This is a genomic window from Staphylococcus sp. KUGN1, assembly GCF_045984185.1.
In the GTDB taxonomy this organism is placed as follows: Bacteria; Bacillota; Bacilli; order Staphylococcales; family Staphylococcaceae; genus Staphylococcus; species Staphylococcus warneri_A.
This window is the reverse complement of the sequence record NZ_JBJQIL010000001.1, coordinates 239,577-255,350: the sequence shown is the minus strand read 5'-3', so window position 1 is coordinate 255,350 and position 15,774 is coordinate 239,577. Positions and strand designations below refer to the sequence as shown.

Here is a 15,774-nt window from a genome sequence, read left to right as displayed (position 1 = left end):
ATCTAACTACTCCTCACCTTTATGACTGTTACGAACAATTTCATCATTCAAGCGTTCACTAAATTCTTCTGCTGTATTGATACCCATGATATTTAAACGATAGTTCATTGCGGCAACTTCAATGATCACTGCAACATTTCGTCCAGGTCTAACTGGAATAGTCTTTTTAGTTATTTCTGTATCTAAGATACGTAATGTTTCTTCATTGAGACCCACACGGTCATACAATTTTTCTTTATTCCAATTCTCCAAATTAATATTCAAGCGAATTTGCTTCTCAGTTAAGATTGAACCAGCACCGAATAATGTCATTACATTAATAATACCTAGACCTCGAATCTCTAATAAATGTTCAATCAGTTTTGGAGGTTTACCAATTAATTCATCTTTTGTAATTTCTCTAATTTCAACGTTGTCATCTGCAACAAGTCTGTGTCCTCTTTTAACTAGTTCTAAAGCTGTTTCACTTTTACCAATACCTGAATCACCTGTGATGAGTACACCCACACCATAAACATCAACAAGTACACCATGTAATGATGTTGTCTTTGCTAATTCATGTTCTAAAAATGTTGTTAAACGACTCATAAGGCTTGTCGTTGCGTCTTTAGCAACAATGAGTGGCGTGTTAAGTTCTTTTGCAGCTTCAACAAGTTCATTAGGTGGTTCTAAGCCTCGTGTTACAATAATTGCAGGAGTGTCTGGTCGACATAACTTTCTCATTCTTCCTTGTCGCTCGTCATCCGGTAATAAGTTGTAAAAAGATAACTCAGTCGTTCCTAGTAATTGAATTCGATCTGAAGCATAATGTGAGAAATATCCAGCCATCTCTAAACCAGGGCGAGAGATATCTGTATTCTTAATCGGTTTATTTAATCCTTCTTCACCGGCTATTAATTCTAAATTTAATACTTCAACTAATCTTTCAGTTGTTAACATGCGTTCACCTCTATATTGAATTGTTACTACAAATTCACTTTCTTTAATCATATCAAAAATCAAACTACTATCTATATTAAAAAGTTATATTAACTCAATGTTTAGAAAATAGTCATGATTGATTAACGTAAAAACCGTTAAATCTCTGACATTTTTTTGCTTACACGTCAGTAATAACGTATTGATATTTCATTTGAATATGTATTGAATGAAAAAATAATTTAAAAAAGATGATTCCAGTATACTCTGAAATCATCTTAATATAAATTATAACATCATTCTTTTATGATTCATCTTCATTTCTATCTCTTTCTAAAACTGTTTTCAAATATTGACCTGTATATGAACCTTCGACATTGGCAATATCTTCAGGTGTTCCTGTAGCAACAATGGTACCGCCACCATCGCCACCTTCTGGCCCTAAATCTATAATGTGATCAGCTGTTTTGATAACATCTAAATTATGTTCGATAATGACAACTGTGTCACCATTTTCGACAAGTCGGTTTAAAACTTTTAATAATCGACTAATGTCATCAACATGTAAACCTGTTGTTGGTTCATCAAGAATATAAATAGAACGTCCTGTTGATCGTTTGTGTAATTCAGAAGCCAGTTTTACACGTTGTGCTTCACCACCCGATAAGGTAGTAGCTTGTTGTCCTAAAGTAACATAACCTAATCCGACATCTACCAATGTTTGTAGTTTACGTTTAATCTTAGGTATATTTTCAAAGAAATGAGTCGCATCTTCTGCTGTCATTTCTAATACATCAGCGATATTTTTTCCTTTATATGTGACTTCTAATGTTTCTCTGTTATAACGTTTTCCATCACAAACTTCACAAGGAACGTAAACGTCAGGTAAGAAATGCATTTCTATTTTGATGATGCCATCACCTTTACAAGCTTCACAACGACCGCCTTTAACGTTAAAACTGAAACGCCCTTTTTGATAACCTCGAATCTTAGCTTCATTGGTTTGTGCAAACACATCACGTATATCATCAAACACGCCTGTATAAGTAGCTGGATTTGAACGTGGTGTTCTACCAATTGGTGATTGGTCAATATCTATAATTTTATCTAATTGGTCAATACCTTTAATTGAATCATAGTCTCCTGGCTTAACTTTAGATTTATTGATTTTTTGTGCAAGAGATTTATATAATACTTCATTTACTAATGAACTTTTACCAGAACCTGAAACACCCGTCACTACAGTCATAAGTGAGAGTGGAATATCTACATCAACGTTTTTCAAGTTATTACTTTTAGCGCCCTTGATGCTAATTTTTTTATTAGTCGCTTCACGTCTGTGCTCTGGCACATCAATTTTCTTTTTACCACTTAAATATTGCCCTGTCAGGGAATTCTTATTTTTCATTACTTGTTTAGGCGTACCTTGAGCGACAATTTCACCGCCATGGTTACCCGCACCAGGTCCGACGTCTACTAAATAATCAGCTGCGCGCATAGTATCATCGTCATGTTCTACAACAATAAGTGTATTGCCTAAATCTCTCATCTCTTTAAGTGTATTAATCAAGCGATCATTATCACGTTGATGTAAACCTATAGATGGTTCATCAAGTACATAGAGCACACCAGTGAGACGAGAACCAATTTGTGTCGCTAAACGAATACGTTGCGCTTCACCACCAGATAACGTACCAGATGCACGGTTTAATGTCAGGTATTCTAGCCCAACATTATATAAGAATGTTAGACGAGAAATGATTTCCTTAAGAATTTGATTGGCAATCGCTTGGTCTTGTTCTGAAAGTTCGATATTTTGATAATAATTTAAAGCTTCTTTAATTGAGTATTCAACAACTTCACCAATATTTAATCCTGCCACATAAACTGAAAGAGCTTCTTTACTTAAACGTTGTCCATGACATGTCTCACATGGTAATTCAGTCATATATCGACTCATCATCTCTCTCGTATACTCTGATGGCGATTCATGATAGCGACGATTGATATTATTAACTACACCTTCAAATACCATTTTACGTTTTCTTTGTCCACCGCCAAATCGCTGATTAAATGTAAATTCAATTTCCTTATCTCCTGAGCCGTGCATTAATATATTCTTTTGTCTGTCAGTTAGTTTTTTATATGGTTTATCCATATTAATTTTATAAACTTCACAAACACGTTTTAATAACGTTGGATAGAAATCTGAACTTGTAGGTTCCCATGGTTCAATTGCACCTTCATTAAGTGTCTTATTTGGATCCGGAATAACTAAGTCCATATCAACTGTTAATCGTTGTCCTAAACCATCACAAGTTGGACACGCACCAAAAGGACTATTGAAACTAAACATACGTGGCTCTAACTCACCTATGGAAAATCCACAAATTGGACATGCGTGATTTTCGGAGAATTTTAATTCTTCTCCATCGATAATATCAACTGTTAAACTTCCTTCGGCAAGTTCAAGTGCTGTTTCGATTGAATCAGCTAGTCTTGTTTCAATGCCTTCTTTAACAACTAATCGATCAACAACGACTTCAATAGTATGATTTTTATTCTTATCTAATTCTGGTACTTCATTCACATCGACAATCTCACCATCAACTCGCAAACGTACATATCCTTTTTTACTTATATCTTCAATCAATTTTTCATGACTACCTTTACGGTGCGAGATAACTGGTGCTAATAGTTGAATTTTAGTTCTAGTTTCTAATTCTAAGATTCTATCTACCATTTGTTGAACAGTTTGCGATTCTATCTCTATGTGATGATTAGGGCAGTATGGTTTACCTACACGTGCATATAACAACCTAATATAGTCATATATTTCAGTCACTGTAGCTACTGTAGAACGTGGGTTCTTACTTGTTGTTTTTTGATCAATTGAAATCGCTGGTGATAAGCCTTCAATTGTGTCAACATCCGGTTTATCCATTTGACCTAAAAATTGACGTGCATAAGCACTTAATGATTCTACATATCTTCTTTGACCTTCGGCATAAATGGTATCAAAAGCTAAAGAGGATTTACCTGAACCAGAAAGTCCTGTCATCACTATCAACTTGTCTTTAGGTAATTCTATATCAACACCTTTTAAATTATGTGCTCTTGCACCTTTCACTACTATGGATGGTTCTCTCATTTAAATGTCACCCTTCTGATTTTAATTCGAATAACATATCTCTTAATTCTGTTGCTCTCTCAAAGTCTAAATCTTTAGCTGCTTTTTTCATTTCTTTTTCTATATTTTCTATCGTTTTTTGACGTTCTTTTTTCGTCATTTTCTTAGGTACTTCTGTTTGTTTATTTTCATTTGTATCATCACTTTCGACAGTAGCACTGATAACATCATGAATTTTCTTATTGATGGTTTTAGGTGTAATACCGTATTTCTCATTATGAGCCGTTTGAATATCACGTCGTCTTTGCGTTTCATCAATGGCGTATCTCATTGAATCTGTAATCTTATCTGCGTACATAATAACTTCACCACGATCATTACGCGCTGCACGCCCAATGGTTTGAATTAAGGAACGATTGGAACGTAAAAATCCTTCTTTATCTGCATCTAAGATAACAACTAATGAAACTTCGGGAATATCTATCCCCTCTCTTAATAAGTTAATACCAACAATTGCATCATACGTACCCATACGTAAGTCTCTTATGATTTCAATTCTCTCGAGTGTTTTGATTTCGGAATGAAGATAATTGACTTTTATTCCTGCTTCTTTCATATATGTTGTTAAATCTTCACTCATTTTTTTAGTTAATGTGGTAACAAGTACCCTTTCATTTTTATCAATTCTATCTTGAATTTCACTTAACAAGTCGTCAATTTGATTTTCTGTAGGGCGTACATCAATTTTCGGATCTAACAATCCAGTTGGTCGAATAATTTGCTCTACCATTTCGTCTGTATGTTCTATTTCATAAGGTCCTGGTGTTGCAGATACATAGACTAATTGATTCGTTTTTTCTTCAAACTCTTCAAATTTTAATGGTCTATTGTCTAACGCGCTAGGCAATCTGAATCCATGATCAACTAAAACTTGCTTACGTGCTCTATCACCGTTATACATCCCTCTCACTTGAGGTAGTGTTACGTGTGATTCATCAATCATGATTAACCAGTCATCTCCAAAGTAATCAAGCAATGTATACGGCGTAGAACCTAAAGGTCTTAACGTTAAATGTACGGAGTAGTTTTCAATACCTGAACAGAATCCCATCTCACGCATCATTTCCAAATCATAATTAGTTCGTTGTTCTAACCTCTGTGCTTCTAAAAGTTTATTTTCATCTCTTAATTCTTTTAAACGTTCTTCTAATTCTTTTTCTATTCGTTCAATCGCAACTTTCATCTTTTCTTCACGCGTAACGAAGTGGGAGGCTGGGAAAATTGCAAAATGTTCACGTTCTCTTATAACTTCGCCAGTTAAATAGTTCACTTCTCTAATACGATCGACTTCATCACCAAAAAATTCTACTCGAATACACATTTCTTCTCTAGAAGCAGGGAATATTTCGACTACATCGCCTCGTACTCTAAAGGTACCACGTTGAAAGTCTATATCATTTCTTGTATATTGCACATCAACTAGTTTTCTTAATAATTCGCTACGTTCCATTTCCATGCCCACACGCACACTGACAACTAAATCTTTATATTCTTCTGGATTACCCAAACCATAAATACAACTCACACTCGCTATGATAATAACATCATCTCTCTCAAACAAAGCGCTTGTTGCTGAGTGTCTTAATTGGTCAATTTCATCATTAATAGACGCATCTTTTTCAATAAATGTATCTGTCGATGGTACATAAGCTTCTGGTTGATAGTAATCATAGTAACTCACGAAATATTCCACCCTATTTTCTGGGAAGAATTCTTTGAATTCACTATATAATTGTCCAGCCAATGTTTTGTTATGTGCAATAATCAATGTTGGTTTACCTATTTGTTGTATAACATTACTCATTGTAAATGTTTTACCTGTTCCAGTTGCACCAAGTAGTGTTTGATGTCGCTTTCCTTCTTTAACACCTTTAACAATTTTCTTTATTGCTTCAGGTTGATCACCTTGAGGATCGAACTCTGAATTTAATTTGAATGGATAATGTTCAACCATTACTACATACGCCTCCTGTATTGTTTACAACTCAACTTTTATTACTCAAGATTATTGAAATCATTTTATTCTAAAGATTATCACCGTTTAATACATTATTTATTAATTACTTTCCCTAGTTAACCTATTGTCATACATCATTTTGATGATATCGTTAACGTAAATATTAGCACTGAATTTATTTTCTATTTTAACAAATCTCGAATAAAAAATACAAACATTTGTTCGCTAACATTTTTATATTATAAGATAAATAAAAAACAAACATAGCTTAGCAAACTATGCTTGTTCTTATAGACTTTTTATCAATCAAGTTGTATATTAATCAAGTTTTATTCTTCTCCTTATGGAATTCTAGTTGATCTATGATTAAATAACCCGCTAATAGCGATACAACATCAATAAATATAATCCATTCACTATGAAAAAAGCCTTTATATATTGAGGTTGCGATTAATATTAATGTAACAGAGGTACCAATCCATTTATTTTTAGTCACTACACTAAAAAGCACAATTAAAATACAAGGAAAAAAGGCAGCACATGCATACCAAATCATTTATTTCACCTGTTTCTTTTATTTAGTATTGTCATCGTAGTTTCTCGTAATTCTGTTCTAGGAATGAAGTTTTCTGTTAGCATTTCAGGAATTACATTATCAATAAAATCATGAACAGAAGCTAAATGATCAAATTGCATAATTGTTTCTAAACTCATTTCATATATTTCAAAAAACAAAGGTTCTGGGTTACGTTTTTGTATTTCACCAAATGTTTCATAAAGTAAATCGATTTTATCTGCTACAGCAAGTATTTGCCCCTCTAACGAATCATCTTTACCTTCTTGTAACCTTTGTCTGTATATGTCACGATATTGTTCAGGGATTTCTTCCTTAATAAAATTCTCTACCATTTCTTCTTCAACTTGTGAAAAAAGCATTTTCAATTCTCTACTTGCGTACTTTACTGGCGTTTTAATATCACCTGTAAACACCTCTGCAAAGTCGTGGTTTAGTGCTTTTTCGTATAAGCTCTTCCAGTCTATAACATTTCCATTATATTCTTCAACAGTACCAAGATATTGAGCAATTTTAGTTACTTTGAACGAGTGTGCAGCAACATTATGCTCAAAATATTTGAATTTACCAGGCAACCTAATAAGCTTTTCCATATCAGAGAGTCTTTTATAATATTGATGTATGCCCATTCCGTGATGCCTCCTTCTCATTTAATCATAGATGATACTTAGTTTCATTATACCAATCATCATCATGATTAAAAGCAATATCTTAATGTTGATTTCAACTTAATCGATTATATGCAAATGAATTAATATAAAAATAAGCAGCAACGTAATCATGTCAATTACGTTACTGCAATATCAAACTTTAATACGTATTCAAATTTAATGAATATAGTTGTAGCTACCTGGATTTGTAATTGTTCTGTAAGATTTCACATTAAATCCACCGTTCCAGTTCATCTCAGATACTGTAACAGTACCATTACTGTTTACACTCTCAACTACGCCTACATGACCATAGCCACCTGAACCATTTGTACCAGGGTTAGATTGGAAAACAGCACCTGCAACTGGAATATTATTCACTGTGAAACCAGCATTTCTAGCATTTACTGCCCAACTACCAGCATCTCCCCATAAACTTCCAATAGGTTTCCCTAACTCTGCACGACGATTGAATGCATAATATGTGCAGTTTCCATAATTATATAAATTACCTGAATGACTTACAGAATACAAGCTAGCATCAGTGTCATTACGATAGGATTGATTCGTTGTAGCAGATACTTGTGGTGTTGATTCACTTCTAACATCTATATATTGTTGACTTGTAGTTGATGTTGGTTCTCCAACATAGTAATTGCTTGTATTATAAGTTGTATTATTAACTTGATATTGTGTTTCATAAGGAGAAACAATAATGATGTCACCTGGGAAAATTAAAGGTGTAACCCCAGGATTAAGGTTATATAATTCTTCTAAAGTAATATTATGATTTAAAGCGATTTGATATAAAGTGTCACCAGGTTTGACGATATATTGACTAGCATTCTCAGTTCCAACTGATGCTATGTTTTCAGATGTATTCACATTAGGTACAGCAGTTTCTTCTTGAGCATCTGCAACATTGCCGAATGCGATACACGCTGCTACTGATGATAATGATAATAATAACGTCTTCTTCATTAAATATGTCATTCCTTTGTTGTATATTCTAATTTGTTGAATTTAATATAACACAACATTATTTTAAAATGCTTAATGTTAAATTGATGTAATATAATATTTATACACTATCATTTCAAGTATCATCATACATATCACCATGAACACATATATATCAACTAATTCAGAGTGATTCATTGTTAGTTTGACTTTGTCATAATTATCACGTGAGTAATATTACAAGAGATGTTTTACATAGATTCTGTCTTTTTTTAAATTTAAAAAATAATACATTCTTCTATTTATTTAAATAGCAGTACTTTTCAACTAATAACAGACAGAGCTTAAGATCATTAAATGTCTCAAGCTCTGCTTCATTTATTCATTCATTTATTTATCCATTTGGTGTCTTAAATATGCTTCAATAAACGGACCAATGTCACCATCCATTACTGCATCCACTTTACCTGTTTCCTCATTTGTTCTATGATCTTTGACCATTGAATAAGGATGGAATACGTAAGACCTAATTTGACTTCCCCAACCTATTTCCTTCTGCTCACCACGTATTTCTGCCATTTCACGCTCTTGTTCTTCTAATTTAAGTTGGTACAATTTAGATTTCAACATTTTCATTGCAGCTTCACGGTTTTTAATTTGTGAACGTTCATTTTGGTTATTAACTACAATACCTGTAGGATGGTGGGTAATTCTAATTGCTGATTCCGTTTTATTGATATGTTGTCCGCCAGCACCAGATGCTCTGAAGGTATCAACTGTGATGTCATCAGAATTGATTTCTATTTCAATCTCATCATTATCAAAATCAGGAATAACATCACAAGAAGCAAATGATGTATGACGACGGCCAGATGAATCAAATGGTGAAATTCGAACTAAACGATGCACACCTTTTTCTGCTTTTAAATAACCATATGCGTTATGCCCTTTGATTAATAGTGTCACACTTTTAACACCCGCTTCATCACCTGGTAAGTAATCAACTGTTTCAACTTTAAAGCCGCTTTGTTCGCAATAACGTTGATACATTCTTAATAGCATACTTACCCAATCCTGTGATTCAGTACCACCTGCACCAGGATGTAATTCTAAAATTGCATTATTAGCATCATATGGTCCATCTAATAATAATTGTAATTCAAAGTAATCAATCTCTGCTTTAAATTCGACAACATTATTTTCTAACTCTTGCTTCATATCTTCGTCAAATTCTTCTTGTAACAATTCAACTGTTGCAGACATGTCTTCCACAGATTCTTCTAATTCATAAAAACCATTTACCATTGATTTTAAAGCATTATTTTTATCAATAATATCTTGGGCTCTATTTTGATCATCCCAAAAATTGGGCTCTGTCATCATTTCTTCATACTCTCGGATGTTAGTCTCTTTATTTTCTAAGTCAAAGAGACCCCCTAATTTGATTTAAATTGTCTTTATACGCATCTATATTTCTTTTAATTTCTGATAATTCCATAATGTCTCTCCTATTTCGTTTGGTAATCTATGATCTTTATTTCAATATGATTTATTTTATCAAATTCTTAAATATCACTACACCACATTCATCATATTATACGCTTATATTCTATCATATATAACCTGAATTACAGTATAAGAATACGAATTATGTTAAAGACTCATAACTTAATCATCGATATTAACTCATTTTCTCAATCAATGAAATAAACACTAAAAAAGCCCAAGACAACATTGTCTCAGGCTTCAACTACATAATACTTATTAACATACAACTATGCTTGTCCATGACAGTTTTTATATTTCTTACCACTTCCGCAAGGACAAGGATCATTACGACCGATGTCTTCACCTTTAACAATCGGTTGTGGTTTTACTTTTTCTTTACCATCTTCGGCTGAAACATGTTTTGCTTCACCGAAATCTGTTGTTTTTTCACGTTCAATATCATCTTCAACTTGTACCACTGATTTTAATATGAACTTACAAGTATCTTCTTCGATATTTTGCATCATCATATCAAATAACTCGTGACCTTCATTTTGATAATCACGTAATGGGTTTTGTTGTGCATATGAACGTAAATGGATACCCTGACGTAACTGATCCATTGTATCAATGTGATCTGTCCAATGACTGTCAATAGAACGTAATAAAATCATTCTCTCGAATTCATTCATTTGATCGCCAAGCGTTTCTTTTTGTTTAGCATAAGCTTTTTCAATTTTAGACCATACTACTTCAAAGATATCTTCTGAATCTTTGCCTTTGATTTCTGATTCTTTTAATTCGCCTTCTTGTAAGAAGACATCATTAATGTAGTTGATGAATGGTTGGTAATCTAAGTTATCATCCTCTTCATTGATATGATAGTTGATTCCACGTTGTAATGTTGAACGTAACATGGCATCTACAACTTGTGAACTATCATCGTTATCAATGATTTCGTTACGTTCACTATAGATAATCTCACGTTGTTTACGTAGTACTTCGTCATATTCTAAGATACGTTTACGGGCATCAAAGTTGTTACCTTCAACGCGTTTTTGTGCTGATTCTACTGCTCTTGAAACCATTTTAGATTCAATTGGTGTAGAATCATCCATTCCTAATCGGCCCATCATTTTTTGTAATCTCTCTGAACCGAAGCGAACCATTAATTCATCTTGTAATGATAAATAGAAACGACTGTCACCATTGTCTCCTTGACGACCAGAACGACCACGTAATTGGTCATCAATTCGGCGTGATTCATGACGTTCTGTACCAATAACGGCTAAACCACCAATTTCTTCTACGCCTTCACCTAATTTGATATCCGTACCACGACCAGCCATGTTTGTCGCAATGGTAACCGATCCTTTTTGACCAGCATTTGCGACTATTTCCGCTTCACGTTCATGGTTTTTAGCATTTAATACATCATGTCTTACGCCACGTTTTTTTAATAAATTAGAAATATATTCAGATGTTTCTACAGCAACTGTACCCAATAATACAGGTTGACCTTTTTTATGCTTTTCAACTACATCTTCAACAACGGCATCGAATTTCCCTTTTTGACTAATGTAAATTAAGTCAGATTTGTCAACACGTTGTACAGGTTTATTAGTCGGAATTTGAGTTACTGTCATATTATAAATATTACGGAACTCTTCTTCTTCTGTTTTAGCAGTACCTGTCATACCTGCCAACTTATTGTACATTCTGAAGTAGTTTTGGAATGTGATTGACGCCATAGTTTTAGATTCATTTTGAATTTGTACGCCTTCTTTAGCTTCAATCGCTTGGTGTAAACCTTCAGAGAAACGTCTTCCCGGCATTGTACGACCAGTAAATTGGTCAACTATAAGTACTTCGCCATCAACAACCATGTAGTCAACATCTCGTTGTAATGTTACATGTGCTCTTAATGCTGTATTAATATGACTAATAATTTCTACGTTTTGAACGTCATAAAGATTATCAATCTTAAACATACGCTCAGCTTTATCTGCACCTTGTTCTGTTAAGTTTACAGATTTCGTCTTTTCATCATATTTATAATCATCATCTAATTTGAGCATTTTAGCGAAAACATTAGCTTGTGTATAAAGAGATGTAGATTTTTCTGCTTCACCTGAAATAATAAGTGGTGTTCTTGCTTCATCAATTAAAATAGAGTCAACCTCATCAATAATAGCAAAATGCAGTGGTCTCATAACACGCTCTTCTGCATAGTTCACCATGTTATCTCTCAAATAGTCGAATCCTAGTTCGTTATTCGTGCTATATGTGATATCTTGTGCATATGCTTCACGTTTTTCTGTTGTGGTTTTACTATTTAAATTAAGTCCTACAGATAAACCTAGAAATTCGTATAGCTCTGCCATTTCTTCACTTTGAACGCTAGATAAATATTCATTGACTGTAATAACGTGAACGCCTCGCCCTGCTAACGCATTTAAATATGTAGGCATTGTCGCTGTTAACGTTTTACCTTCACCTGTTCTCATTTCAGCAATATCGCCATGATGAATTGCGATACCACCCATTACTTGTACTTTATATGGAATCATATTAAAAACACGTTTAGAACCTTCACGTACGAGTGCATACGCTTCAGGTAAAATTTTATCTAAATAATCATTTTGTTTTTTAACATCTTCAATTTCAGCAAGTTCTTCTTGAAATTTCTTAGTTTTATTTCGAATTTCTTCATCAGTTAAAAGTGCTGTTTCTTCCTCTAATGCGAGTACTTTATCAGCTAACTTACCTAATTTTTTCGTTTCTTTTTTATTGCCGTCAACAATTTTTGATAAAAATCCCATTCTGTTCGCTCCTTTAGCTAAAAACTGCTTGGCTTTCAACAATTAATCTTACCATTTATACCTTTAGAATCATACTTAAATACTCATTAGTATACTTTATTCCCTTTGTCCGTAACATAAACATATTGGCAAACATAGCTTACATACTTTATGCTATTTCACATGGTAATTCAATCAAAATGCCTTTATGTCTTTTCAATCGATAACATAAATAAATCTAATGAATTGTCAACAAGTTAATTCTAACATGATACAATGTATTATTTCTCGTCTCAAATAAATAAACTTCGCATAAATTGCGAAATTTATTATACAGTACTTCGTTTCTGTTATTTTCAATTAAGATTAGCACAGTATAATGCTTGCGTCTACGAATTCAACATCCACACATCATTCGTATTAAGTCTTTTTACTAAAATCATTATGATTAATTTTTTTCAATATCGTATCTAAAAAAGGGAGCAAGATGAAGTATTCATATACGAATAACAATCATCTCACTCCCAATGTAACACTATTTAATTATTAAACTGAATTAATTTCATACCTATATTTAAGGTTCACATTGACCCTTATTGTTCAGTTGTTTCAATTAGACCATATTTACCATCTTTACGACGATAAACGATACTAGTACCGTCAGTTTCACGGTCTGTAAAGATAAAGAAGTCATGTCCTAAAAGATTCATTTGTAGCACTGCTTCTTCAGAATCCATAGGTTTTAAACTGAATTGTTTAGAACGGATAATTTCGATATCATTATCATTATTTTCTTCAGCACCGCTAATTTCTTCTGGTGGCGCTTCTTGAACTTCTGCTACAAATACTTCTTGATCGCCACGATCACGGTGCTTACGATTTACACGTGTTTTATACTTTCTAACTTGACGTTCAAGTTTATTAGTAATTAAATCAACACCTGCATATAAATCATCATGTCTTTCTTCTGCTCTTAAAGTTACATCTTTAAGCGGAATTGTCACTTCAACTTTTGTAGTTGAATTTGAATAAGTTTTAACTTTAACGTGGGCAACCGCATTCGGTACATTGTTAAAGTAACGTTCTAACTTACCAATTTTTTCCTCAATATAGTTGCGAATTGCATCTGTGATAGTGAGGTTATCTCCATGAATTTCAAATCTAATCATAGTAATCTCTCCTTTAACCTCTTATATTGGTAATGCTTAATTATATTTTACCACGTCACCCTCATCTTGCAAACGCAAACACATTGAATTTTCTGACATTTAATGTAGATAATTTACACATTGCGCGGTTAATCGTTAACCCTGTTGTATAAATATCATCTACAAGTAATATTTCTTTACCATCCAACTCAACATTGTTTCTTATAAAGAAGGGATTGGTCTCTTTAAGACGGTTAATTTTATTTAACTCTGCTTGTTTCGGTCTTAATTGTGTACCTAGTACATTTACATAGGCAATACCCTTCATCTTTAATACTTCTTCAACTGGATTAAATGTCCTTTCAATATTACGTTCATCTGGCGATGGTATTGGAATTACATAATCAAACTTACCTTCTGGTAAATTGATGATCGCGGCAAGAACCTTACATAAATAATGATCTTTCAAAAATTTATATTGATGCATCGTTCCTTTCATAATACCATCATAATTAAAATTACATTTTAATCGATATTGAATGTTAAATCGTTCATTCAAAAATTGACAGTCTTCACAAATATGTTCACCTTTAGTCATTAATTTCAAACACTTTTTACAACGCTTTAATGCATCATTAATCTTTACTTGATTCCATTTTTCAAAGCAAGTCTCACATATAACACAAGGTTTTCTATAAAAATTAATAATAGTTAATTGTTCATTGATCGGATTTAAACATTGTAGGCATTGTTCCATTATATGTCTAACCATCCTTTTTGTTTCGCAAGTTGATTCATTTTTTTAATATCTTTTCTAGCTAACATCATTGATAACGACACACCATTATGATAATAAACCACATTCCCGTTTGGGGCTTGCTTCTTTCTACCCACTCGACCTGCGATCTGTATTAATGCCGCTTTAGAAAACTGGTCAGCTTCAATAACTACGACATCCAACTTTTCCATAGTAAAACCTCGTTCAAGAATGGTAGTGGTAAAAACAACCATATGATTGCCTGTCCTTAAAGATTGCACTTTCTCAAAGCGCTGTTCATCTTCACTGTGAATATATATTAAATTAGGTATTTGAGATTGATATGTCTTAAAAGCTTTAATCATATGATCAATATGATTAAAAAACACTAAGGTATAACGTTGATGCTGTATTTGTTTGGATAAGAAATTCAACAATTTAAATTGAACCTGTTTGGGTTTAAACTTTAAATATTGAAAGATAGGTACGGGGAGTGGTTGTCGGTGAAATCGTGCTGGCAATTTTATCACATTATCTTTACTTATCGTTGATAATAATTTCTGTGGTGGTGTAGCTGTCATATAAATAGGACATGCGTTCTGTTTGGAAGATGATTGAATGACCTTAAATAAGTCGTCATCCATAGATAAGGGAAATGCGTCTACTTCATCAATGATGATCGTATCAAAGTGATTTTTATATCGGTATAGTTGATGAATTGTTGAAGTGATAAAATGTCCATCGAATTGTTGTTGACTACTTTGATGTATGACATCTATATCTTCGTGAATAAATGCATTTTTAATCCGTTGACTAATTTCTACTACAACGTCAACACGTGGGGATACAATCGCAATATTGTCTCCCTGATTTCTAGCAAACTTAATGCCTTCGAAAATCATTTCAGTTTTCCAGCTCCAGTAACAGCGTATAACAATAATTTTCTTCGTTCCATAATGGCTTTTACAATTTGTTGAGAGGCATAGCTTTGTTGGTCTGAAAGCTCAAATTCCAGATGATATTCACATGGCGTAACCTTTTGATGACTCTTTATGATTCTATAATCAGTCAAATGATCCATACGACCAAGTTGTATACATTTCCTACAATATACTATGTCCTTATTTATAAAATCTGAATAATAGCGATGAAAATATTTAGCATCGTCTGTTTCACATTGAACACAATGCCATCGGTTATTTTTAAATACGACCCCTTTAGTAACAAGCGCCACTTGTTCCGAAGTGATATTCGTTTCCGAATGTATTAACTTACCATAATGTAATATTGATGTTCCCTCCAATAAAAAAAAGACATACCGAATTGTCATT

At 33.1% G+C, this 15,774-nt stretch carries 12 protein-coding genes; all 12 read right to left on the bottom strand.

All coding sequences use genetic code 11. The features are described 5' to 3' along the window. Window positions 1–6: 6 nt before the first annotated feature. The gene (hprK, locus tag ACJQQZ_RS01220; protein ID WP_015365270.1) at window positions 7–939 is read right to left on the bottom strand and encodes an HPr(Ser) kinase/phosphatase; all 933 of its coding nucleotides are present in this window, start codon (window positions 937–939) and stop codon (window positions 7–9) included. Window positions 940–1,222: 283 nt separating this feature from the next. Then, window positions 1,223–4,069 carry an excinuclease ABC subunit UvrA gene (uvrA, locus tag ACJQQZ_RS01215; protein WP_124228492.1) on the bottom strand — a complete coding sequence of 949 codons (2,847 nt, stop codon included), beginning with the start codon at window positions 4,067–4,069 and terminating at the stop codon, window positions 1,223–1,225. A gap of 7 nt (window positions 4,070–4,076) precedes the next feature. Further along, window positions 4,077–6,062, bottom strand: a complete 1,986-nt coding sequence (gene uvrB / locus ACJQQZ_RS01210; RefSeq protein ID WP_124228493.1) for an excinuclease ABC subunit UvrB — start codon at window positions 6,060–6,062, stop codon at window positions 4,077–4,079. Window positions 6,063–6,387: 325 nt separating this feature from the next. Then, window positions 6,388–6,621: a CsbA family protein gene (locus ACJQQZ_RS01205; RefSeq protein WP_124228494.1), complete on the bottom strand. Its 234-nt coding sequence runs from the start codon at window positions 6,619–6,621 to the stop codon at window positions 6,388–6,390. Window positions 6,622–6,626: 5 nt separating this feature from the next. Beyond that, window positions 6,627–7,268 carry a YfbR-like 5'-deoxynucleotidase gene (locus ACJQQZ_RS01200; protein ID WP_002450916.1) on the bottom strand — a complete coding sequence of 214 codons (642 nt, stop codon included), beginning with the start codon at window positions 7,266–7,268 and terminating at the stop codon, window positions 6,627–6,629. A 198-nt stretch (window positions 7,269–7,466) separates the two neighbouring features. Beyond that, window positions 7,467–8,270, bottom strand: coding sequence for a COG3942 and LysM peptidoglycan-binding domain-containing protein (locus ACJQQZ_RS01195; protein WP_145505750.1), 804 nt, complete (start codon window positions 8,268–8,270; stop codon window positions 7,467–7,469). A gap of 369 nt (window positions 8,271–8,639) precedes the next feature. Beyond that, a protein-coding gene (prfB, locus tag ACJQQZ_RS01190) for a peptide chain release factor 2 (protein WP_145505753.1) occupies window positions 8,640–9,747 on the bottom strand; the annotation gives its coding sequence in 2 pieces (ribosomal slippage) (window positions 8,640–9,674 and window positions 9,676–9,747; 1,107 coding nt in all). A 277-nt stretch (window positions 9,748–10,024) separates the two neighbouring features. After that, a complete protein-coding gene (gene secA / locus ACJQQZ_RS01185; protein WP_049423645.1) occupies window positions 10,025–12,559 on the bottom strand; it encodes a preprotein translocase subunit SecA in 2,535 nt (844 codons plus the stop codon). A 572-nt stretch (window positions 12,560–13,131) separates the two neighbouring features. Continuing rightward, window positions 13,132–13,707, bottom strand: coding sequence for a ribosome hibernation-promoting factor, HPF/YfiA family (hpf, locus tag ACJQQZ_RS01180; protein ID WP_002450920.1), 576 nt, complete (start codon window positions 13,705–13,707; stop codon window positions 13,132–13,134). 61 nt (window positions 13,708–13,768) lie between these two features. Continuing rightward, the gene (locus ACJQQZ_RS01175; RefSeq protein ID WP_408023015.1) at window positions 13,769–14,443 is read right to left on the bottom strand and encodes a ComF family protein; all 675 of its coding nucleotides are present in this window, start codon (window positions 14,441–14,443) and stop codon (window positions 13,769–13,771) included. Beyond that, the gene (locus ACJQQZ_RS01170; protein WP_408023014.1) at window positions 14,443–15,345 is read right to left on the bottom strand and encodes a helicase-related protein; all 903 of its coding nucleotides are present in this window, start codon (window positions 15,343–15,345) and stop codon (window positions 14,443–14,445) included. Before ACJQQZ_RS01170 ends, ACJQQZ_RS01175 begins: the two co-directional genes overlap by 1 nt. Further along, entirely contained in the window at window positions 15,342–15,773 is a 432-nt protein-coding gene (locus ACJQQZ_RS01165) for a hypothetical protein (protein ID WP_398575071.1), read from the bottom strand. The genes ACJQQZ_RS01170 and ACJQQZ_RS01165 overlap by 4 nt, the downstream gene beginning before the upstream one ends. Window position 15,774: the final 1 nt, after the last annotated feature.